A 19,621-nucleotide genomic window follows, 5' to 3' on the forward strand; every position below is an offset into this window, starting at 1 on the left:
GCGGCCCGCCTATTTGGCGGCGGCGCCGTCCGGCTGGGTCTTCACCCGGCAGGTTCGCAGCGTCGTCGCCTTCGCGGGATCGTCGATCTCCTTGAAGGGCGCCTGCTGCAGCAGCACGCTGCCGTCCGGCTGCTCCCACCAGGCAAGGCCCATGCCCGGCTCAAGGCCATATTGCGTGGTAAAGCGCGTGCCCGGCGTGGCGTCCGTCGGGGTCAGGGTGAAATCGTCGCCGCGGATCACCAGCGCGACATCGGGCTTGCCCTGGGCGTTGGTGCCGTGGATCGCCGTGATCGGCAGATCCTTCTCGCAGGTATAGGCAACAGTCCGGCTCGCCTTGGCGAGGTTGGGCGTCGCAGGCGCTGCGGTTTCGGACTTGGGTGCTTCCTCTGCCTTCTGCCCGCAGGCGGCCAGCAGCAGCAACGCGGTCAGGGTCAGGGCCTGTTTCATGCCTTCAGCGCCTTTTCGATGGCGCCCGTCAGTTGCGGGCTGCCGGGTTCCACCTTGCTGTTGAAGCCGGCGATGGGCTTTCCGTCCCTGCCGATCAGGATCTTGTGGAAGTTCCACTTGGGCTCATTCTCCACAGGCAGCTGCGCCTTTGCCCAGCGATAGATGGGAATGGCCTTGTCGCCCTTCACATGCGCCTTTTCGGCCATGGGGAAGCTGATGCCGAACTTCGTCTCGCAGAACTCCTTGATCTTCCCGTTCTCGTCATACTCCTGGCTCATGAAATCGCCGGACGGCACGCCGATCACCGTGAAGCCCTTCGCCTGATAGGCCTGCTGCAGTTTCTGAAGCCCTTCATATTGCGGCGTGAATCCGCAGAAGCTGGCTGTGTTCACCAGCAGCACGACCTTCCCCTTATAGGCAGACATCGGCATCGGCTTGCCGTCGATCCGCGTCAGGGTGAAATCATGGGCGGATTTCACAACAGGCATGGGCGGCGTGGCAGGCGTCTGCGCGCGGGTCGCGGAAACGACCATTCCGCCGGCGGCCAGAAGCACGCCCGCGCCAAGGATGGGAAGCCAGATGCGCATGAGAGACCCTCGTTAAGGATATTCAGCCAGCGATACTCCAACTGGCGAATCGCTGCAACGCCCGCTCCTTCCCTGCCTGGCGCGCCAGCGCCCTTTGCCCTCCAGCGCTTTGGCGCTAGGGAAGCAGCGCGATGAAAAAGCTCACAGGACAGGACAGGGCCATCACCCGCGGCTGGCGCCCGGCCACGCAGCTCGTGCGCGGGGGCACCGCGCGCAGCAACTACGGCGAAACCTCCGAAGCGATCTTCCTCACCTCCGGCTATTGCTACGACAATGCCGAGGAAGCCGCCGCCCGCTTCCGGGGCGACGCGAAGGGCATGACCTATTCGCGCCTGCAGAACCCCACGGTGGAAATGCTGGAGGAACGGCTCGCCCTGCTGGAAGGGGCGGAAGCCTGCCGCGTCTCCGCCAGCGGAATGGCCGCGATGTCGGCGATGCTGATGTCCACCCTGTCGGCGGGCGATCACCTGATCGCGGGCCGCGCCGCCTTCGGGTCCTGCCGGGTGCTGGTCGATACCATCCTGCCCCGCTTCGGCATCGAAACCACAGTCGTCGACGGCCGCGACACCGATGCCTTCGCCCGGGCCCTGCGCCCCAACACCAGGGCGGTGTTCCTGGAATCGCCCGCCAACCCCACGCTGGATATCGTGGACATCCCCGCCGTCTCGGCCATCGCCCATGATGCCGGCGCGCTGGTGATGGTGGACAATGCCTTCGCCTCCCCCATCGTGCAGCGCCCGCTGGAACTGGGCGCCGACATCGTCGCCTATTCCGCCACCAAGCTGATGGATGGGCAGGGCCGCGTACTGGCCGGTGCCGTGATGGGCCCCGAGGAATGGATGGAGAAGACCTATCTGGCCTTCACCCGCCACACCGGTCCCGTGCTCAGCGCCTTCAACGCCTGGGTGCTGCTGAAAAGCCTGGAAACGCTGGATCTCCGCGTCCAGCGCGCCTGCCAGAATGCGCTGAAGGTCGCCCGCTTCCTGGAAACGCGCGCCCCCGGCACCCTCTACCCCGGCCTCGAAAGCCACCCCCAGCACGCGCTCGCCATGGCGCAGATGTCGGCCGGCGGCACCATCATCGCGCTGCACCTCGCCGGCGGCCGCCCGCAGGCGCACGGGCTGCTCGATGCGCTTCAGCTGATCGACATCTCCAACAACCTGGGCGACAGCCGCACCCTGATGACGCACCCCGCCTCCACCACCCACGCCAGCATGGCCGAAGCGGCGCGGCTGGAAATGGGCATCAGCGAAGGCACCCTTCGCCTCTCCGTCGGGCTGGAAGACGCCGACGACCTGATCGACGATCTCGAACAGGCGCTCAAGGCCATCGGCCTTTGAACCCCCGCCCCCCTCAAAGGTCCGGCGCATGAGCCTGCCCGGCCTGTTCTCGGTAACCGCCACCACCGACGGCATCACGATCCGCGTGCAGCCGCGCTACGCCGGTGACCAGTCGGATCCCGAAAACGGCCATTGGGTCTGGCACTATCATATCCGGGTCGAAAACGGCTCCGGCATGGAGGTGCAGCTGATCGACCGCCACTGGGTCATCATCGACGGCCATGGCGCGCGGCGCGACGTGATGGGCGAAGGCGTCGTCGGCGAACAGCCCCTGATCGCACCCGGTTGCAGCTACGATTATGTCTCCGGCTGCCCGCTCGCCACGCCCATGGGCCATATGGAGGGCCGCTTCGGCATGGTGGACAGCGGCGGCCGCCGTTTCGAGGTGGCCATTCCCGGCTTCGATCTCCTCTCGCCCGATGCGAAGGGGGCCGCCAACTGATGAAACGATCCCTCCTCCCCCTCAACGCACTGCGCGTGTTCGATGCCGCCGCCCGCTCGCTCTCCTTCACCCGCGCGGCAGACGAACTCGCCGTCACGCCCGCCGCCGTCGGGCAGCAGATCCGCGCGCTTGAGGAAACGTTGGGCGTCATCCTGTTCCGCCGCACCGCGCGCGGGCTGGAACTCACGCCTGAAGCCGCCCGCGCCCTGCCGCACCTGCGCGCCGGCTTTGCCGCCTTCGAGGAATCCGTCTCCGCGCTCCAGGAAGGGCAGGGCGCCGCCCGCCTCTCCATCGGCTGCGCGCGCGGCGCCATCCGCCACTGGCTGATGCCCCGCCTCGCCCGCTGGCTGCACGACAACCCCGATGCCAGCGTGCAGATCCTCGCGCTCGACGGCCCGGTCGATTTCGCCCAGGCCAACCTCGATCTCGCCCTCAGCTTCGGCCCCGCCCCGGATGCCGAAGGCGTGTTCGGCCGCAAGCTGGCAGACGAACAACTGGTCACCGTCGCTGCCCCCGGCGCCCCGGCCCGCGCACTGGGCTGGCGCACGATGGAAGGCCCCGCCGCCGCCCTGCCGGATGCCGGCCAGGCGCTGGACTGGGCCATCGCCGGCCTCGGCGAAGCCCAGGTGCCGCTCACGCTGGCCGCCGCCGCACTCGCCACCGGCCAGCTGGAAGAACGCGCCGACCGCATCCCGACGGACGACGCCTACTGGCTCTGCGCCCCAGCCCCCCAATGGAAAAGCGCCAAGGTAAAGGCGCTGGTGGACCAGCTGCTGGCCTGACGCGGACGTCATTGGCGCGTCCGGCGGCAGCCTTCATGCCTCCGGCGGGCAGGGAAATGATTTCCCTGCACCCTCATTCCTTGCCTTGCGCTGCAACGGACGGGTTGGCGCTGGCGGAAGGAAATGATTGCCTGCGGCGCCAACTTGAAGGCGCCGCAGGCACATGAACCCGATTCGCGGGCGTGTCATCCGCAGCCGATCCGCAGCGCGAATGTCGAGGGTGCAGGGAAATCATTTCCCTGCCCGCCGGAGGCGAAAAGAGCCTGCCCGCCGGAGGCGAAAACAGCCTTCCCGCCTAGATCTTCTCCGCCACCCGGATCGCCGCGCGGCATCCGGCGCGCACCAGTGCCGACATCAGCGGATAGGCGGGCGCCTGTTCCGCCCCATGGGCGATGGCGCTGTCGCGATGTTCCACTTCCTCGGCCTGGAACTGTGCGATCATGCCTTCCAGTTCCGGGTCGTCGCCGGCCAGCGCGTCGCGCTGCGCCTGGTAATGGCGGTCGATTTCCGTTTCCACCGCGGCGGTCACGGCCATGGCGGCCTTGGGCCCCACCAGCGCCGATGCTGCGCCCAGCGCGAAGCCGGCCACATGCCACAGCGGCATCAGCAGGGTGGGGCGCACGCAGCGCTCCGCCACCAGCCGGTCAAAGGCGGCCAGGTGCACATCCTCCTGCGCGGCCATGCGGGCGATTTCGCCCGAACTGGCGTGGCGGTTGCCCATCACCGCCAGTTGTCCGGCATAGATGCGCTTGGCGCCATATTCCCCGGCCTGATCCACGCGGATCATGGCCTTGGTGTCAGGGGCGCGGTCGCCGGCCAGCCGTGTCATTTCGCCCTCCGCGTGAAGATCAGGATGAAGGCCCCACACAGCGCGGCGCCCGCCGAGATCAGCGCATTCCATCCTGCCATGGAAATGCCCATCAGGCTCCAGGGGATTTCGTCGCAGCGCACCAGCGGCGCGTTCATCAGCGTGTCCAGCATGTCGGCGGTGGACATGCCCGCCGATACCGGCGCGGTGCAGGCGGTGATGCCCTGCCACCATTTCTGCTCGACGCCCGCGTGGAACAGGCCAAGGCCGGCGGCCGCCGCCATCGCCAGCACCGCCAGCCAGCCGATGGCGCGGTTGCCGCTCAGCAGGGCGAGCGCCGCCACCGCCAGCACTGCCAGATGGGCATAGCGCTGCCAGAAGCACATTTCGCACGGCGCAAGCCCGCCCAGAAACTGAAAGCTCAGCGCCCCCAGCAGCAGCGATCCCGAAACCGCGAACAGCAGCCAGGCGGCCTGCCGTACCCCTCTGGCGCGCGTCATCGCGTGGTGGCAGCCACCTGCGCCGGGGCCACCGGCCGGGCGCCAAGCCGCGACACCAGCTTCACCGCATAGTCCAGCTGGAAGTCGGTGATGCCCTGCTTCTTCAGCTCCTCGGCGGTCATGCGGAACCGGGGATCGGGCTTGCCGTCCTCCTCGATCAGCTTGTCGTCCGCCTTCTTCTCCGCGATCAGATGGTTCCTGAGGTCGGCTTCGCGCAGGCGCGGCCGGTCGGCCCGGCTGGCGTCCGTCAGCTGCGGCACCTGGATGTCGGGGTCGATCCCGGCTTCCTGCACCGAACGGCCGGCAGGCGTGTAGTAGCGCGCAGTGGTCAGCCTCAGCCCGGTTTCCGGCCCCAGCGGGATCAGCGTCTGCACGCTGCCCTTCCCGAAGGTGCGCTGCCCCAGCACGATCGCGCGCTTCTGGTCCTGCAGGGCGCCCGCCACGATTTCCGCGGCAGAGGCAGAGCCTTCGTCCACCAGAACCACGATCGGCTTGCCGCCCGTCAGGTCGTCGGAACGGGCGTAATAGCGTTCGATATCCTCCTTGGTGCGGCCGCGCTGGCTCACGATCTCGCCGCGCTCCAGGAAGGTGTCCGTCACTTCGATCGCTTGGTCCAGCAGCCCGCCGGGGTTCGATCTCAGGTCGATCACATAGCCGGCGGCATCCGGCCCCAGCTTCTTCGAAAGCTCGGCCACAGCCTGCCGCGTCGCCTCGCCGGTCTGCCGGTTGAAGCTGGCGATGCGGATCACGCCCACATTGCCCTTCGCTTCCCAGCGCACCGGGCGCACCTTGATCACCTCGCGCGTCAGCTTGAAGGTCAGCGGCTTGGATTCGCCCGGCCGCACCACCGTCAGCTTGATGGAGGTGCCGGGCGTGCCGCGCATCCGGTCCACGGCTTCGTTCAGCGTGGAGCCGAAGATCAGTTCGTCGTCGATATGGGTGATGAAATCGCCGGCCTTGATCCCGGCGCGGGCGGCCGGTGTTTCATCGGTGGGCGACACCACGCGGACGGCGCCGTCCTCGCTGCTCACCGTCAGGCCCAGCCCGCCATATTCGCCGTCGGTCTGGGTACGCATGTTCTGGCTGGCGCGCGCGTCCAGATAGGAACTGTGCGGGTCCAGGCTCGCCAGCATGCCGTTGATCGCGCCTTCGATCAGCTTCCGGTCGTCCACCTGGTCGACATAGGCCTCGCGCACCTTCAGGAACACGTCCATCAGCGTGTCCAGCTCGCGCCAGGTTTCATTCCCGCGCGCGGCGTTCACGGCCGTGGGCAGCGTCAGCGCCAGGATGGCGCCCGCTGTTCCGGCAAGAAGCGTGTGTACGATCGGCTTCATCAGTCAGACCCTCTCGGGCTTGGGATCCGGCGCAACCTCCGCGACAGACTCGCCCATATCTTGACCTTTAAGACTGACAGCTTGAACCCCCGGTGAAAAGGGGGGGCATCATCATTCACGATGATAGGGATGGCCCGTCAGGATGGACCAGGCCCGGTACAGCTGCTCGGCCAGCATGGCGCGGGCCAGCAGGTGCGGCCAGGTGGCAGGCCCCAGCGCCAGCACAAGGTCTGCGGCGTCGCGCGTGTCCGCCCGGTGGCCGTCCGCCGGGCCCAGCAGGAAGCGCACCTCGCGCACGCCCTCGTCGCGCCATTTGCCCAGCCGCCCGGCAAGAGCTTCGCTCGTCAACGCCCGGCCGCGCTCGTCCAGCACCACGGTGCGGCTGTGCGGCGGGGCCGGGGGAAAGGCGGCGGAATCGCCCAGTTCCACCACCGAAGCGCCCCAGGGAATGCGCTTCAGATAACGCTCGACAAGTTCGGATTCCGCCCCGCGCCCGGCCTTTCCATAGGCAAGGATGCTCAGCTTCAGGGTTTCGCGCCTTCCGCGCGCAGCGGTGCGCCATCGGCATCGAAGGCCCACATCTTTTCCAGGCCATAGAACTGGCGCACTTCCGGCCGGAACAGGTGGACGATCACGTCATGCGCGTCGATCAGCACCCAGTCCGCGCTCGCCAGCCCCTCGATCCGCACATTCCGGTGAAGGGATTGCTTCACTTCCGATTCGATCCGCTGCGCCAGCGCCGCCACCTGCCGGGTGGAGCGGCCGGATGCGATCACCATATGGTCCGCGATCGCGCTCTTCCCGGCCAGCGGGATGGAAACCACCTCCTCGGCCTGCCCGTCCTCCAGGCATTTCAGGATCAGCGTGTGGAGAGCCTCCACGCTCTTTTCGGCGTCAGTCAATCTGGTGTGTCCTGTTGCAAGAGGATGTCGTCCGCCCAGTCCGGGTCTGCCCGCCGGATCGCGGTGGCAGACCTCTGGTCCAGTCCGAAGTTCACGAGCGCAAGCCCGGGCAGACGCCAGGTCCTCCATCCGGCCGGGTTTCCGTGGCGCCATCGCCTCAGCCAGCCCATGGCCGGGGCGAACTGGCTCCGCCCAACATAAAGCGGCCGGGCCATCACCACAATCGGAACCTGCCGCGCGATTTCCCGCCAGTCGGCCCAGCGGTGGAACTGCATCAGATTGTCGGATCCCATCAGCCACAGGAAGCGCACCTGCGGATAGCGCCGCTTCAGCGCCTGGATGGTGTCGATGGTCAGTTGCGTGCCCAGCTCCGCCTCGATGCCCGTCACCCGGATGCGCGGATGCCGCGCCACCGCCCGGCCCGATGCGATTCGCGCCTTCAGCGGCGCCATGCCGGCCACCGGCTTCAGCGGATTCTGCGGCGAAACCAGCCACCACACCTCGTCCAGCCCCAGCCGTTCCAGCGCCGCCACGCTCATCTTGCGGTGCCCGCCATGCGCCGGATTGAACGAGCCGCCCAGCAGCCCGACGGTAAAGCCCTTCCTCAACCGCGTCTGACCTGCCCGCTGCCCATCACCAGCGTCTTGTAGCTGGTCAGGCCTTCCAGCGCGACAGGCCCCCGCGCATGCAGCCGCCCGGTGGCGATGCCGATTTCCGCGCCGAAACCGAACTCGCCCCCGTCCGCGAACTGGGTGGAGGCGTTCCACAGCACGATCGCCGAATCGACCGCCGCCAGGAAGCGTTCCGCCACGGCGGCATCCTCGGTCACGATCGCATCGGTGTGCGCGCTGCCATGCGCCGCGATATGGGCAATCGCGCCCTCCACGCCGTCCACCAGCCCCACCGCGCACACGGCATCCAGATATTCGGTGTCCCAGTCCTCCGGCGCCACCGGCTTCAGCCGCGCATCCAGCCCGATCAGCTCGGACGAAACCCGGCATTCGCATCCGGCGTCCAGCAGCGTGGTCAGCAGGGCGCGGGCATCGGAGAAGGCCCGGTCGATCAGCAGCGTCTCCATCGCCCCGCACACGCCGATGCGCCGCATCTTGGCGTTCACCACGATGGCCCGCGCCATGTCCGTGTCGGCGGCGGCATCGACATAGACATGGTTGTTGCCGTCCAGATGCGCCAGCACCGGCACCCGCGCCTCGGCCTGCACCCGCGCGACAAGGTTTTTCCCCCCGCGCGGAATGATCACGTCGATCAGCCCCGAAGCCCCCAGCATCGCCCCCACGAAGGCCCGGTCGGCCGTCGGCGCCAGCTGGATCGCATCCGCGGGCAGCCCCGCCGCGTCCAGCCCCGCCAGCAGGCAGCGATGGATGGCGCGGCTGCTTTCGGTCGCGTCCGATCCGCCGCGCAGGATGCAGGCGTTGCCCGCCATCAGGCACAGCGCGCCCGCGTCCGCCGTCACGTTCGGGCGGCTTTCGAAGATGATGCCGATCACGCCCAGCGGCACCCGCACCCGGCGGAAGGTCAGCCCGTTCGGCTGCCGCCACGCGCGGATCGTCTCGCCCACCGGGTCCGGCAGCGCGGCCACCTGCTCCAGCGCAGCGGCGATGCCTTCGATCCGCGCCTCCGTCAGCTTCAGCCGGTCCCGCATCGCGGGCGACAGCGCATCCGCCCCGGCCATGTCGCACGCGTTGGCGGCCAGGATGTCGGCCGCATCGGCCCGGATCGCGGCTGCCATCGCGCGCAGCGCATCGGCCTTTGTGGCCGTCGGCGCCGCCGCCAGCAGGCGCTGGGCTGCCCGGGCGCGCGCGCCCATTTCGGCCATCAGCCGTTCCGGCTGCGTCGCCATCGTCACAGCATCACCATCTGGTCGCGGTGGATCATCGCGCTGCGCGGCGCATAGCCCAGGATCGGCTGCAGCGCCTCGCGGCTCTTCCCAGCAATCGCCCGCGCATCCGCCGCATCATAGCTCACCAGCCCGCGCGCGATCAGCTTGCCACCCTCGTCCAGCACGTCCACCGCGTCGCCGCGCCGGAACTGCCCCTCGATCCCGATCACACCGGCTGCCAGCAGGCTCTTCCCCGCCTTCAGCGCGCGCGCGGCCCCGGCATCCACCGTCAGCCGTCCTTCCACCTGCATGCGGCCCGCCAGCCAGGCCTTGCGCGCCGTCAGCGGGTCGGGCGCCTCGAACAGCGTGCCATGCCCTGTTTCGATGAACCGCTTCAGCGGATGGTCCGGCGCGCCGGCCACGATCGCCACCGGCACACCGGCCGCATGGGCGATCCGCGCCGCCTCCACCTTGGCCGCCATCCCGCCCGATCCCATCCCAGAAGACGAAGCCCGGCTCGCCATATGCGCGACCGCCGAAATGTCGCTCACGGTCGGGATGAACTCGGCCGAAGGGTCTTCCGCCGGATTGGCGGTGTACAGCCCGTCGATGTCCGACAGCAGCACCAGCGCATCCGCCCGCGCCGCCTGCGCCGCGCGCGCGGCCAGCCGGTCATTGTCGCCAAAGCGGATTTCCTCGGTCGCCACCGAATCATTCTCGTTCAGGATCGGCACCACGCCCAGGCTCAGCAGCCGGTCCAGCGTGGCGGATGCGTTCAGGAACCGCCGCCGGTCCTCGAAATCGCCCAGCGTCACCAGCATCTGCGCCGCCGCGATGCCATGCTTCCCCAGCAGGTCCGCCCACAGCCCGGCCAGGATGATCTGCCCGGTTGCGGCCGCTGCCTGCGCATCCTCAAGGCTCGCGCGCCCGCCCTTCACCAGCTTCAGCCGCCGCGACCCCAGCGCGATCGCACCGGACGACACCAGGATGATCTGCTGCCCGGCCGCATGCGCCTCGGCGATGTCGGCCACCAGCGTTTCCAGCCAGCGCGCCCGCACCTCGCCGGATTTCTCCACCAGCAGGCTGGATCCCACCTTCAGCGTCAGCCGCGCGGCCTGCCCGGCCGCGAAAAGCCCCCCGCGCAGGGTCATAGCGGCGACCAGCCGCCTTCGGTTTTGACCGCCTCGCCCCTCGGCCACAGTTCGTCGGCGAGGGCGTTCAGCACGCCCTCCATCCCCGCCCCGGTCATGGACGAAGCCACCAGCGGCGGCACCCCCGTGCGCCGTTCGATGGCGCGCGAAACGGCGGCGATCTTCTGCGGCGTGGCCGTGTCGCTCTTGGAAAGCACCACGATCTCGGGCTTGTCCTCCAGCCCCGCGCCATAGGCTTCCAGCTCGCCGCGCACGATGTCATATCCGGCCGTCGGCGCCTCGCCGTCGGCGTCCACCAGATGCAGCAGCACGCGGCAGCGCTCCACATGGCCCAGGAAGCGGTCGCCGATGCCGGCCCCGTCCGCCGCGCCCTCGATCAGGCCCGGAATGTCCGCCATCACGAACTCGCGGCCCCGGTGGCTCACCACCCCCAGCTGCGGCTTCAGCGTGGTGAAGGCATAGGCCCCCACCTTGGCGCTGGCGTTCGTCACCGCGTTCAGGAAGCTGGACTTGCCCGCATTCGGCAGCCCCACCAGCCCCACATCGGCCAGCAGCTTCAGCCGCAGCCACACGCTCATTTCCTGCCCCGGAAAGCCCTTCTGGAACTGGCGCGGCGCGCGGTTGGTGCTGCTCTTGTAGCTGGCGTTGCCCTTGCCGCCGTCGCCGCCCCTCAGCAGCATCACCGTCTGCCCCACCTCGGTCAGGTCGGCGAGCGGCGTTCGCTCCTCGTCGTCGGCCAGCACCTGCGTCCCCACGGGCACCTTGATCACCAGCGTCTCGCCATTGGCGCCGTGCCGGTCGGTGCCCATGCCGCCCGCGCCGCGCTGGGCCCGGAAATGCTGAGTGTAACGAAAATCGATCAGCGTGTTCAGCCCGGCCACCGCCTCGAACACGATATCGCCGCCCTTGCCGCCATTGCCGCCGTTCGGCCCGCCATATTCGATGAACTTCTCGCGCCGGAAGCTCACGCAACCATCCCCGCCCCAGCCGGACTTCAGGTGGATCTTGGCCTGGTCAAGGAACATCATGGCGTAGGGGTCTTCAATCAGATGTGGCCGCGCTTCAAGTCCCGAAGTTGCAAGGGGCTTGGCCACCGCATGGCGCCGAAACGAAAAAGGGCCGGGAAAACCCCGGCCCCCCTTCCAACCCTTGAAAGGGAACTCTTACTCGGCGGCTTCGGCCACGCGGACGGACACATACTTCCGCCCTTGCTTGCCGTCGTGGAACTCGATGCGGCCGTCAGCGGTCGCGAACAGGGTGTGATCGCGGCCAAGGCCCACGTTCACACCCGGCCACACGCGGGTGCCGCGCTGGCGCACGATGATGTTGCCGGCAACCGCTTCCTGGCCGCCGAACAGCTTCACGCCCAGGCGCTTCGCATTCGAATCACGGCCGTTGCGCGACGAGCCGCCTGCCTTCTTATGTGCCATTTCAGGGGCTCCTTAAGCGATCGAGAGGATCTTCAGCACCGTCTGGTGCTGGCGATGGCCGTTCTTGCGGCGATAATTGTGGCGACGGCGCTTCTTGAAGATGATCACCTTGTCGCCGCGATTGTGGGCCACGATCTCGGCCGTCACCTTCGCCTTGCCGGCGTCCTTCAGCGCGCCGCCGTCGGAAACGAGCAGCACGTCCAGCTGCACCTGGCTGCCGGCTTCGCCGTCCAGCTTCTCGACCGTGATCTGGTCATCGGCGGCAACCCGATATTGCTTGCCACCCGTGCGCACCACCGCGAACATCTGGAAATCCTCATCTCAAGATAGCAAACGCGGCCGCCCCCGCCGAAGCAGGGGGTGCCGCGAAAGCCAGCGCCTTTATGGCTCGACTCGCCCTTTGTCAACCTTCGGCAGGCCACGGGCCCCGGCGCGCGGCCACGGGAATCGCCTCTTGTGAACGCCGCCGCAGCCGCTATCCCCTGCAACGGAGAGGGCGACAACAAAAACCGGAGTCTCAGCAAGAATGACGCACATTTTCCGCCTCGGCGCAGCCGTTGCCGCGCTTGCGCTCGCCATGCCGGCCATGGCCCAGCAGCCCGCCGACAAGGTCGCCGCCGGCCCGATGGTCGAAACCCCGTCGGCAAAGCTCACCCAGCTCTTCATCGCCTCGGACGAGGCGAATCTGAAGCGCAACCCGCTGTTCGCCCTGTTCCGGGGCGACACCCGCTTCTCCGATCAGTTCGGCGACTATATCACCGACGCGTATCTGGCCGCCGAAAAGGCCGCCGCAGAAGCCGATCTGAAGGCGCTCGCCGCGATCGACCGCGCGAAGCTGACGGCCGATGAGCAGATCAGCTACGATGTCTTCAAATGGCAGCGTGAATCCACGCTCCGGGGCTATCAGCCGGATCTGCTGAACGTCTCGAAGCTGCTGCCGATCGATCACTTCAACGGCCTGCACCAGTTCGTGCCCGACATCCTGTCCGGCACCTCCGTCGCCCAGTTCAAGACGGTGAAGGACTATGAGGACAATCTGAAGCGCCTCGACGGCTTCGCAGTCGCGCTGGACCGCGTGCTGGGCCGGATGAAGGAGGGTGTGGCCGCCGGCGTGGTGCAGCCGAAGCTCGTCTCCGAACGGGTGCTCGATCAGCTGAACCGCCATGTCGAAGGCGGGGTCGAAAAGATGCCGCTGATGATGCCGGTGCAGAAATTCCCCGAAGGCATTTCGGCGGAAGACCAGGCCCGGCTGAAGGCCGCCTATGCCGCCAAGGTGAAGGATGAAATCCTGCCGCGCTATGCGGCGCTGCGCGATTACACCCGCGATACCTATCTACCGGCCAGCCGCGGCAATGATCGCCCCGGCCTCGTCTCCATGCCGGGCGGCCCGGATTTCTACCGCTATCTCGTCTCCACCCAGACGACGACGAACATGACGCCGGATGAAATCCACAATCTCGGCCTGTCGGAAGTCGCCCGCATCCAGGGCGAAATGAAGAAGGTGATGGCCGAAGTGGGCTTCAAGGGAAGCCTCCAGGAGTTCTTCACCCACATCAAGACCGATCCGAAGTTCAAGCCCGTCAGCCGTGAAGCGATGACGCAGGGCTATTACGACATCGGCAAGCGGGTGGATGCCACGCTGCCCAAGCTGTTCCGCACCATGCCCAAGACGCCGCTGGAAATCCGCCCCTATCCCCCCTTCCTCGAAAAGGACATGGCGGGCGGCTCCTATCAGCCGGGTTCGCCCGACGGGAAGCGCCCGGGCATCTTCTATTTCAACGCCTATGATCTCCCCAGCCGCACCACGCCGGGGATGGAGACGCTCTATCTCCACGAAGGCGCGCCGGGGCACCATTTCCAGATCGCGCTGGCGTTCGAGAACGCGAAGCTGCCCAGCTTCCAGCGCTTCGGCGGCAACACCGCCTTTGCCGAAGGCTGGGGCCTCTATGCCGAAAGCCTCGGCAAGGAACTGGGCATGTTCACCGATCCCTACCAATATTATGGCCGCCTCGACGACGAGATGCTGCGCGCCATGCGGCTCGTGGTGGACACCGGCCTCCATTCCAAAGGGTGGAGCCGCCAGCAGGCGATCGATTACATGCTCGCCAACTCCTCGCAGGGCGAAACCGATGTCGTGAACGAGGTGGACCGTTACGTCGCGATGCCGGGTCAGGCGCTGGCCTACAAGGTGGGCGACCTGCGCATCCAGGCCGCCCGCAAGCGCGCCGAAAAGGCGCTGGGCAAGAATTTCGACATCCGCGGCTTCCACGAACAGGTTCTGATGACAGGCGCGCTGCCGCTGGAAGTGCTGGACGCCAAGATCGACCGCTGGATCGCCGCCGGCGGCAAGTAAACCGGGCCGGGCGTCCCGAAAGGGACGCCCGCTACCGCACGCTTCCCAGCGGCGACAGCCGCTTCGCCGTCGCCTGCGCGGTTTTCACATCCCCCTTGTCCAGCGGCGCCAGGATCGCGCGGGCGTTCGCCTGCATCAGCCGGTCGAACCCGTCGGCCGGCGCCGCCTTCACGGCCCGCTGCAACAGCGCCTTCGCCTTCGCCGCATTGTCGGCAGACAGCCCCAGCAGCGTCGAGGCATAGAACAGCGGGATGGCCGGGTCGCCGCCCCGCGTCGCCACCGCCTTGTCGAACCAGCGGATGGCCTCCGCCTCCTTCGCCCCCAGCGCGGTGCCGGCCAGGAACTTGCCCAGCGTCGCCACCGCCTCGCCGTGCCAGCCGCCCATCGCGCCCTGCGCCAGCGCGCTGCCGGGCTCCTTCGCCAGCACGGCCTCGAACCCGGCGCGGGCCTGCTTCGCAAGGCCGGGGCTTTTCGCCAGCTTCGCCTGATAGCCGATCACCACCGCCCTCTGCAGCAGCGCGTCCGGATTGCCCGGCGCCAGCGCCAGCGATGCGGTCAGGTCGGCTTCCGCCTGCACCAGCATCTTGCGCGCCGTTTCCCTGTCGGTCGTCTGCCAGGCCGCCTGGGTCGCAAGCGCGCGCCCGGCTGTCAGCAGCGATTGCGCGGTTGCTTCCTTGCGCCCGATGGCTGCGGCGTCCGCGAATTTCCCGGCCGCAAACGCATCCGCCGAAGGGCTGGCCGCCGCCGGGGCCGCCGTCAGCATCAGCGCCGTCAGCAGCAGCGCGCGCATCAGGCCCGCACCTCGCCCAGCGCGTCGCCGATCAGGCGCCGGCTGTTGTCCACGCCATAAAGCGCGAAGAAGGTGCCCATGCGCGGCCCTTGCGACGATCCCAGCAGGATCTCGTACAGCGCCTGGAACCAGCTGCGCAAAGGCTCGAAGCCATAGCGCTTGCCGATCTCATACACCTCGAACTGGATCGCTTCCGCATCGGCATCCGCATGGCCCTGCAGCCACAGCTCCAGCTCGGCCAGCGCCTCGCGCTCCCGCGCGTCGGGCGCGCGCCGCTTCAGCGTGGGGGCCACATGATCGGCATGGAAGGCGATGGCCGCGTCGATCAGCGCCTTCAGCCGGGGGTCGCCCTCAGGGTCGCACTGCGGCGCATAGCGCTTCAGATAGGCGCCCAGCATCCCGGCGTCGCTCGCGCCCGACACCGCCACCAGGTTCAGCAGCAGCGCGAAGGTCACGGGCGGCGCATAGGCCGGCGGCGGGCCGCCATGCACATGGAAGCTGGGGTTGCCCAGCTGCTCCTTCGGCGCCTGTCCGGGGAAGGCGGCGACGAACTGGAAATAGTCGTCCATCGCCTTGGGGATCACCCCCAGATACAGCTTCTTCGCCGCGCGCGGCTGCTGGAACATGTAGAAGGCCAGGCTCTCCGGCGGGGCATAGCGCAGCCATTCCTCGATCGTCAGGCCATTGCCCTTCGTCTTCGAGATCTTCGCGCCCTCGCCGTCCAGGAACAGCTCGTAGTTGAAGCCTTCGGGCGGCTTCGCCCCCAGGATGCGGGTGATCTGGCTGGACAGCTTCACCGAATCGATGAGGTCCTTGCCCGACATCTCGTAATCCACGCCCAGCGCCACCCAGCGCATCGCCCAGTCCACCTTCCACTGCAGTTTGCAATGGCCGCCCGTGACGGGAACCGTCACCGTTTCACCGGTGTCGGGATCGGCATAGGAAATCGTCCCCGCCGCCTCGTCGCGTGCGGTGATCGGCACCTGCAGCACCTTGCCCGTGGTGGGCGAAACCGGAAGGAAGGGCGAATAGGTCGCCTGCCGCTCCGCGCCCAGCGTGGGCAGCATCACGGCCATGATCTCCTCATACTTCGCCAGCACCTTCAGCAGGGTGGCGTCGAACCGGCCCGACCGGTAGCAGTCCGTCGAGCTCAGGAATTCGTAATCGAAGCCGAAGCTGTCCAGGAACGCCCGCAGCCGGGCATTGTTGTGCGCGCCGAAACTGTCGTGCGTGCCGAACGGATCGGGCACCACCGTCAGCGGCAGGTCCAGCGCAGCCTTCAGCAGCTCCTGGTTGGGCAGATGCGGCGGCACCTTGCGCATGCCGTCCATGTCGTCGGAAAAGGCGATCAGCCGCGTCTTCACGCCCGGCTGCAACAGCTCGAAGGCGCGGCGCACCATGGTCGTGCGCACCACTTCCCCGAAGGTGCCGATGTGCGGCAGCCCGGATGGGCCATAGCCCGTCTCGAAGATCACCCCATCGGCCGGGAATCCCTCGGGATAGCGGGCGATCACCTTGCGCGCTTCCTCGAACGGCCAGGCCTTGCTCACCAGCGCTTCGTCGCGCAGAGCTTGCAATTCCGTGGGCGAAAGGCTGTCGAGTCCGGTAAACATGGTCGCCCCTTTGCCAATCCCCGCGCTCGTTGCAAGCCATGCCGGCATCTGGCGCGCCGATGCGGGCGGCGAAGTCACGGCCGTTTCGCGCGCCGAAGCGGTGCGGCGGCTGGCTGACACCCCGCATCTTCTGCTCAATGCGCCGCAGGTCGCGGCCCGGCTCGGCCTGCCCGAAGTCTCCGGCCTCGATCTCCTCGAACTCTGGGCCTTCGTGCTGCCGGCCACCTTCCTCGTCCCCTCCGCGCGTGGCCTCGCGGATGCGCTGGGGCATGAACTACCCGGCCGCGAAGCGGAAGAGGCCGCCTTCCTGCAACGGGCCGCCGCCGCCCTCCTCACCCGGCTGGAGGACCGGAAATGGCCCCACCGCGCCGGCGCGCGCGACAGCCTCGAACGGCTCCACCGCAAGGGCTGGCTCTGGGCCGCCCCCGTGGGGGAGGCGATGGGCAGCAGCCCCCATGCCCCCGATCTGTTCGTCGCGCTTCCCGAATGGCACGACATGCCGCCCCGCCTGCCGCCCCTTGTCCGCACCCATGCCGACGCCGACGTGCTGGAAAATCTCCGCCATCTCGCCGGCACCCGCCGCGAACCGCGCGAAGGGCAGATGGCCTATGCGCTCGCCGCGGCCCACGCCTTCCAGCCCCGCGACAGCCGCGACGGCCCCAACCTCGTGGTGGCCGAAGCCGGCACCGGCATCGGCAAGACGCTCGGCTATCTCGCACCCGCCAGCCTCCATGCCGCCGAAACCGGCGAACAGGTCTGGCTCTCCACCTTCACCCGCGCCCTGCAACGCCAGCTGAAGGCCGAAACCCGCCGCAGCCTGCCCGCCATGGTCGATGCAGGCCAGGTCGTCGTCCGCAAGGGCCGCGAAAACTATCTCTGCCTCCTCAACCTCGAGGATGCGATGCAGGGCGCCTTCGCCGGCCGGCAGGCGCTGTTCGCGGAACTCGTCGCCCGCTGGGCCCGCTTCACGGTAGACGGCGACATGGTCGGCGGCGATCTGCCCGGCTGGCTCCCCGGCCTGTTCCGGCGCGGCACCGCGCTTCCCGCGCTCACGGACCGGCGCGGCGAATGCATCCGCTCTGCCTGCCCGCACTGGCGGCGCTGCTTCATCGAACGCTCGGTCCGCGAAGGGCAAAAGGCCAGCCTCGTCATCGCCAATCACGCCCTCGTCATGGCGAATGCCGTGCGCGCCCGCGCCGAAGGGCAGGGCCTCACCCGGCTCGTGTTCGATGAAGGCCATCACCTCCACGCCGCAGCCGACAGCGCCTTCGCCGTCGTCCTCTCCGGCGGAGAGGCCATCGAACTCCGCCGCTGGCTCCTCGGCCCGGATCGCCCCGGCCGTCGCGCCGGCCGCCGCCGCGGCCTCGCCGCCCGGCTGATGGATGTCAGCAGCTATGATGGCGAAGGCGGCACCGCGCTGGAGGAACTGCTCCACCTCGCCACAGAACTTCCCGGTGCGGACTGGCTCAGCCGGGTGGGCGCGGGCGAACCCGCAGGCCCGATCGAAGCGCTCATCGCCGCCATCCGCACCCACGTCCTCACCCGCGCGACAGACGAGGATCGCGGCTTTTCGCTGGAAACCGAAGTCGCCGCGCTCTCGCCCGGCCTGCCCGAAGCCGTCGATGCGGCGGCCGCCTGCCTGTCCCGCATGGCGCGCGCGATGATCGCGCTGCGCGCCCGCCTGCTGGCGCTGGCCGAGGAAAAGCCCGAATGGCTCGACCAGCCCGGCATCGCCCGCCTGTCCGCCGCCGGAGAGGGGCTTCAGCTCCGCCTTGATCTGCTGGGCGCCTGGCAGCGCCTCCTCGCCCGCGTCGTGGGCGAGCCAGAGGCCGACCATGTCGACTGGTTCGCGCTCATCCGAACCGAGGGGCGGGAACTGGATTGCGGCATCTGGCGCCACTGGCTCGATCCGCTGAAGCCGCTCGCTGGCGCGGTGCTGGCCCCGGCGCACGGCGTCCTCGTCACATCCGCGACGCTGGGCGATCCCCCCGAAGCCGCCGCGGGCGCAGCGCATCTCGCCGTGGCGCCCCACATCTTCCGGGTGCAGTCGCCCTTCGATTATGCCGAACAGGCCCGCGTCTTCATCGTCACCGATGTCGAGCGGGGCAACACCGCCAGCCTCGCCCACGCCTACCACGCCCTGATCGAGGCGGCGGGCGGCGGCACGCTGGGCCTGTTCACCGCCATCGCCCGGCTGCGTGCCGTCCACGCCCGGCTGGCGGATCGCATGGCCCGCGCCGGGCTGCCGCTCTTCGCCCAGCATGTGGACGCTGTGGATACGGGCACCCTCGTCGATCTCTTCCGCGCAGACCGCCGCGCCACGCTGTTCGGAACGGATGCGCTCAGGGACGGCGTCGATGTGCCGGGTGATTCGCTGCGCCTCATCGTGTTCGAAGGCGTGCCCTGGTCCCGCCCCACGATCCTCAACGCCGCCCGCCGTGCGGCCTTCGGCGGTTCCGCCCATGAGGAGATGGCCGTGAAGCACCGCCTGTCGCAGGCGTTCGGCCGCCTGATCCGGTCGTCAGAGGACAGGGGCGCCTTCGTCCTGCTGGGGGCCTCCACGCCGTCGCGCCTGCTCACCGCCTTTCCAGCAGAGGTGCCGGTTGCCCGCGTGCCGCTGGCCGACGCCGCCGACGCCATCGCCCGCTTGCTGCGGGATTGTGCGCCGCAGTCGCCCCCTCTAACACAGGCCCTCTGACACGGGCGACGGAACGGGAGCCGGCTGACCAAGATGAAGCGCCTCAACCTACTGCGCCACGCCAAGTCCAGCTGGGACGATCCGGTGGAACGGGATTTCGACAGGCCGCTGAACGGCCGGGGGCACCGCGCCGCGCGCCGCATGGGCGAATGGCTGAAGGAAAGCGGCCAGCAGTTCGATCTCGTCATCGCCTCGCCCGCGCTGCGCATCCGGCAGACGATCGAAGGCGTGGAGGCCGGGCTGGGTCGCAGGCTCGCCCCCCAGTTCGACAAGCGCATCTACATGGCCTCGGCCGCGACCCTGTTCGATCTCGTCCGCGAAACGGATGACGCGCTGGAAAGCCTGCTCCTCATCGGCCACAATCCGGGGCTGGAGGATCTGCTGCTGCTGGCCACCGAGGAAGACACCTCCGCGCTCCGCGCGGAAGCGGCCGTCAAATATCCCACCGCCACCTTCGCCGGCATCGAGATGGACGTGGAAAGCTGGGCAGCAGCCGAAGAGCATATGCAGACGGGCCGCCTCGTCACCTTCGTCCGTCCGCGCGACCTGGATGCGACGCTCGGCCCCGATGACTGAACGGCCGGGCTTGCCGCGATCCCCCGTCCCC

21 protein-coding genes are annotated in these 19,621 nt (G+C 68.5%); 6 read left to right on the forward strand and 15 right to left on the reverse strand.

Annotation, left to right across the window (positions count from 1 at the left end):
• Positions 1 to 9: 9 nt before the first annotated feature.
• Positions 10 to 447, reverse strand: a complete 438-nt coding sequence (locus tag ACE3O8_RS02335) for a hypothetical protein (RefSeq protein ID WP_374386370.1) — start codon at positions 445 to 447, stop codon at positions 10 to 12.
• Entirely contained in the window at positions 444 to 1,034 is a 591-nt protein-coding gene (locus ACE3O8_RS02340) for a glutathione peroxidase (RefSeq protein WP_374386372.1), read from the reverse strand. The genes ACE3O8_RS02335 and ACE3O8_RS02340 overlap by 4 nt, the downstream gene beginning before the upstream one ends.
• A gap of 131 nt (positions 1,035 to 1,165) precedes the next feature.
• Between ACE3O8_RS02340 and metZ the strand changes: the two genes are divergently transcribed.
• Genes metZ through ACE3O8_RS02355 form a run of 3 tightly spaced genes read left to right on the forward strand, consistent with a single transcriptional unit; the run spans position 1,166 to position 3,598 of the window.
• The gene (gene metZ, locus ACE3O8_RS02345) at positions 1,166 to 2,374 is read left to right on the forward strand and encodes an O-succinylhomoserine sulfhydrylase (protein WP_374386373.1); all 1,209 of its coding nucleotides are present in this window, start codon (positions 1,166 to 1,168) and stop codon (positions 2,372 to 2,374) included.
• Between the two features lie 28 nt (positions 2,375 to 2,402).
• Complete coding sequence (apaG, locus tag ACE3O8_RS02350) at positions 2,403 to 2,816, forward strand: Co2+/Mg2+ efflux protein ApaG (RefSeq protein WP_374386375.1); 414 nt, start codon at positions 2,403 to 2,405, stop codon at positions 2,814 to 2,816.
• Entirely contained in the window at positions 2,816 to 3,598 is a 783-nt protein-coding gene (locus ACE3O8_RS02355; protein WP_374386377.1) for a LysR family transcriptional regulator, read from the forward strand. The genes apaG and ACE3O8_RS02355 overlap by 1 nt, the downstream gene beginning before the upstream one ends.
• Positions 3,599 to 3,893: 295 nt before the next feature.
• On the opposite strand, the gene ACE3O8_RS02360 is transcribed toward ACE3O8_RS02355, so the two are convergent.
• From ACE3O8_RS02360 to rplU, 11 genes are all read right to left on the reverse strand, one after another.
• Positions 3,894 to 4,427 carry a demethoxyubiquinone hydroxylase family protein gene (locus ACE3O8_RS02360; RefSeq protein ID WP_374386379.1) on the reverse strand — a complete coding sequence of 178 codons (534 nt, stop codon included), beginning with the start codon at positions 4,425 to 4,427 and terminating at the stop codon, positions 3,894 to 3,896.
• Positions 4,424 to 4,906: a disulfide bond formation protein B gene (locus tag ACE3O8_RS02365; protein ID WP_374386381.1), complete on the reverse strand. Its 483-nt coding sequence runs from the start codon at positions 4,904 to 4,906 to the stop codon at positions 4,424 to 4,426. The genes ACE3O8_RS02360 and ACE3O8_RS02365 overlap by 4 nt, the downstream gene beginning before the upstream one ends.
• The gene (locus tag ACE3O8_RS02370) at positions 4,903 to 6,240 is read right to left on the reverse strand and encodes a S41 family peptidase (protein WP_374386383.1); all 1,338 of its coding nucleotides are present in this window, start codon (positions 6,238 to 6,240) and stop codon (positions 4,903 to 4,905) included. Before ACE3O8_RS02370 ends, ACE3O8_RS02365 begins: the two co-directional genes overlap by 4 nt.
• 111 nt (positions 6,241 to 6,351) lie before the next feature.
• Positions 6,352 to 6,768, reverse strand: coding sequence for a 23S rRNA (pseudouridine(1915)-N(3))-methyltransferase RlmH (locus tag ACE3O8_RS02375; protein ID WP_374386428.1), 417 nt, complete (start codon positions 6,766 to 6,768; stop codon positions 6,352 to 6,354).
• Positions 6,765 to 7,142, reverse strand: a complete 378-nt coding sequence (gene rsfS, locus ACE3O8_RS02380) for a ribosome silencing factor (RefSeq protein WP_374386385.1) — start codon at positions 7,140 to 7,142, stop codon at positions 6,765 to 6,767. The genes ACE3O8_RS02375 and rsfS overlap by 4 nt, the downstream gene beginning before the upstream one ends.
• Positions 7,139 to 7,750, reverse strand: coding sequence for a nicotinate-nucleotide adenylyltransferase (locus tag ACE3O8_RS02385; RefSeq protein ID WP_374386387.1), 612 nt, complete (start codon positions 7,748 to 7,750; stop codon positions 7,139 to 7,141). Before ACE3O8_RS02385 ends, rsfS begins: the two co-directional genes overlap by 4 nt.
• On the reverse strand, positions 7,747 to 9,000 hold the full coding sequence (locus ACE3O8_RS02390; RefSeq protein ID WP_374386389.1) for a glutamate-5-semialdehyde dehydrogenase: 1,254 nt from the start codon (positions 8,998 to 9,000) through the stop codon (positions 7,747 to 7,749). Before ACE3O8_RS02390 ends, ACE3O8_RS02385 begins: the two co-directional genes overlap by 4 nt.
• Before the next feature lie 2 nt (positions 9,001 to 9,002).
• On the reverse strand, positions 9,003 to 10,130 hold the full coding sequence (gene proB, locus ACE3O8_RS02395; protein WP_374386391.1) for a glutamate 5-kinase: 1,128 nt from the start codon (positions 10,128 to 10,130) through the stop codon (positions 9,003 to 9,005).
• A complete protein-coding gene (gene obgE / locus ACE3O8_RS02400; RefSeq protein WP_374386393.1) occupies positions 10,127 to 11,158 on the reverse strand; it encodes a GTPase ObgE in 1,032 nt (343 codons plus the stop codon). Before obgE ends, proB begins: the two co-directional genes overlap by 4 nt.
• 135 nt (positions 11,159 to 11,293) lie before the next feature.
• On the reverse strand, positions 11,294 to 11,560 hold the full coding sequence (rpmA, locus tag ACE3O8_RS02405; protein ID WP_374386395.1) for a 50S ribosomal protein L27: 267 nt from the start codon (positions 11,558 to 11,560) through the stop codon (positions 11,294 to 11,296).
• A gap of 12 nt (positions 11,561 to 11,572) precedes the next feature.
• Positions 11,573 to 11,866: a 50S ribosomal protein L21 gene (rplU, locus tag ACE3O8_RS02410; RefSeq protein WP_374386397.1), complete on the reverse strand. Its 294-nt coding sequence runs from the start codon at positions 11,864 to 11,866 to the stop codon at positions 11,573 to 11,575.
• Between the two features lie 220 nt (positions 11,867 to 12,086).
• On the opposite strand from rplU, the gene ACE3O8_RS02415 reads away from it, so the two are divergent.
• Positions 12,087 to 13,913, forward strand: coding sequence for a DUF885 family protein (locus tag ACE3O8_RS02415; protein WP_374386399.1), 1,827 nt, complete (start codon positions 12,087 to 12,089; stop codon positions 13,911 to 13,913).
• Between the two features lie 31 nt (positions 13,914 to 13,944).
• Here the strand turns inward: ACE3O8_RS02415 and ACE3O8_RS02420 are convergent, their stop codons facing one another.
• Positions 13,945 to 14,703 carry a hypothetical protein gene (locus tag ACE3O8_RS02420; protein WP_374386401.1) on the reverse strand — a complete coding sequence of 253 codons (759 nt, stop codon included), beginning with the start codon at positions 14,701 to 14,703 and terminating at the stop codon, positions 13,945 to 13,947.
• Complete coding sequence (locus tag ACE3O8_RS02425) at positions 14,703 to 16,316, reverse strand: lysine--tRNA ligase (RefSeq protein WP_374386403.1); 1,614 nt, start codon at positions 16,314 to 16,316, stop codon at positions 14,703 to 14,705. The genes ACE3O8_RS02420 and ACE3O8_RS02425 overlap by 1 nt, the downstream gene beginning before the upstream one ends.
• On the opposite strand from ACE3O8_RS02425, the gene ACE3O8_RS02430 reads away from it, so the two are divergent.
• Together ACE3O8_RS02430 and ACE3O8_RS02435 are read left to right on the forward strand one after the other, a co-directional pair.
• On the forward strand, positions 16,315 to 19,014 hold the full coding sequence (locus ACE3O8_RS02430; RefSeq protein ID WP_374386405.1) for an ATP-dependent DNA helicase: 2,700 nt from the start codon (positions 16,315 to 16,317) through the stop codon (positions 19,012 to 19,014). The two genes, ACE3O8_RS02425 and ACE3O8_RS02430, sit on opposite strands and share 2 nt — an antisense overlap.
• Positions 19,015 to 19,047: 33 nt before the next feature.
• Complete coding sequence (locus tag ACE3O8_RS02435) at positions 19,048 to 19,590, forward strand: histidine phosphatase family protein (protein WP_374386407.1); 543 nt, start codon at positions 19,048 to 19,050, stop codon at positions 19,588 to 19,590.
• The last annotated feature ends 31 nt before the right edge of the window (positions 19,591 to 19,621 follow it).

The sequence above is a fragment of the Sandaracinobacter sp. genome, from assembly GCF_041909755.1.
Classification (GTDB): Bacteria; Pseudomonadota; Alphaproteobacteria; order Sphingomonadales; family Sphingomonadaceae; genus Sandaracinobacteroides.

Coding starts and splice junctions, on each gene's coding strand:
- obgE (WP_374386393.1), bottom strand. CDS start 11,158: ATGATGTTCCTTGACCAGGCCAAGATCCACCTGAAGTCCGGCTGGGGC.
- ACE3O8_RS02340 (WP_374386372.1), bottom strand. CDS start 1,034: ATGCGCATCTGGCTTCCCATCCTTGGCGCGGGCGTGCTTCTGGCCGCC.
- proB (WP_374386391.1), bottom strand. CDS start 10,130: ATGACCCTGCGCGGGGGGCTTTTCGCGGCCGGGCAGGCCGCGCGGCTG.
- apaG (WP_374386375.1), top strand. CDS start 2,403: ATGAGCCTGCCCGGCCTGTTCTCGGTAACCGCCACCACCGACGGCATC.
- ACE3O8_RS02365 (WP_374386381.1), bottom strand. CDS start 4,906: ATGACGCGCGCCAGAGGGGTACGGCAGGCCGCCTGGCTGCTGTTCGCG.
- rplU (WP_374386397.1), bottom strand. CDS start 11,866: ATGTTCGCGGTGGTGCGCACGGGTGGCAAGCAATATCGGGTTGCCGCC.
- ACE3O8_RS02370 (WP_374386383.1), bottom strand. CDS start 6,240: ATGAAGCCGATCGTACACACGCTTCTTGCCGGAACAGCGGGCGCCATC.
- ACE3O8_RS02435 (WP_374386407.1), top strand. CDS start 19,048: ATGAAGCGCCTCAACCTACTGCGCCACGCCAAGTCCAGCTGGGACGAT.
- ACE3O8_RS02390 (WP_374386389.1), bottom strand. CDS start 9,000: ATGGCGACGCAGCCGGAACGGCTGATGGCCGAAATGGGCGCGCGCGCC.
- rpmA (WP_374386395.1), bottom strand. CDS start 11,560: ATGGCACATAAGAAGGCAGGCGGCTCGTCGCGCAACGGCCGTGATTCG.
- ACE3O8_RS02425 (WP_374386403.1), bottom strand. CDS start 16,316: ATGTTTACCGGACTCGACAGCCTTTCGCCCACGGAATTGCAAGCTCTG.
- metZ (WP_374386373.1), top strand. CDS start 1,166: ATGAAAAAGCTCACAGGACAGGACAGGGCCATCACCCGCGGCTGGCGC.
- ACE3O8_RS02355 (WP_374386377.1), top strand. CDS start 2,816: ATGAAACGATCCCTCCTCCCCCTCAACGCACTGCGCGTGTTCGATGCC.
- ACE3O8_RS02420 (WP_374386401.1), bottom strand. CDS start 14,703: ATGCGCGCGCTGCTGCTGACGGCGCTGATGCTGACGGCGGCCCCGGCG.
- ACE3O8_RS02430 (WP_374386405.1), top strand. CDS start 16,315: ATGGTCGCCCCTTTGCCAATCCCCGCGCTCGTTGCAAGCCATGCCGGC.
- ACE3O8_RS02360 (WP_374386379.1), bottom strand. CDS start 4,427: ATGACACGGCTGGCCGGCGACCGCGCCCCTGACACCAAGGCCATGATC.
- ACE3O8_RS02415 (WP_374386399.1), top strand. CDS start 12,087: ATGACGCACATTTTCCGCCTCGGCGCAGCCGTTGCCGCGCTTGCGCTC.
- ACE3O8_RS02335 (WP_374386370.1), bottom strand. CDS start 447: ATGAAACAGGCCCTGACCCTGACCGCGTTGCTGCTGCTGGCCGCCTGC.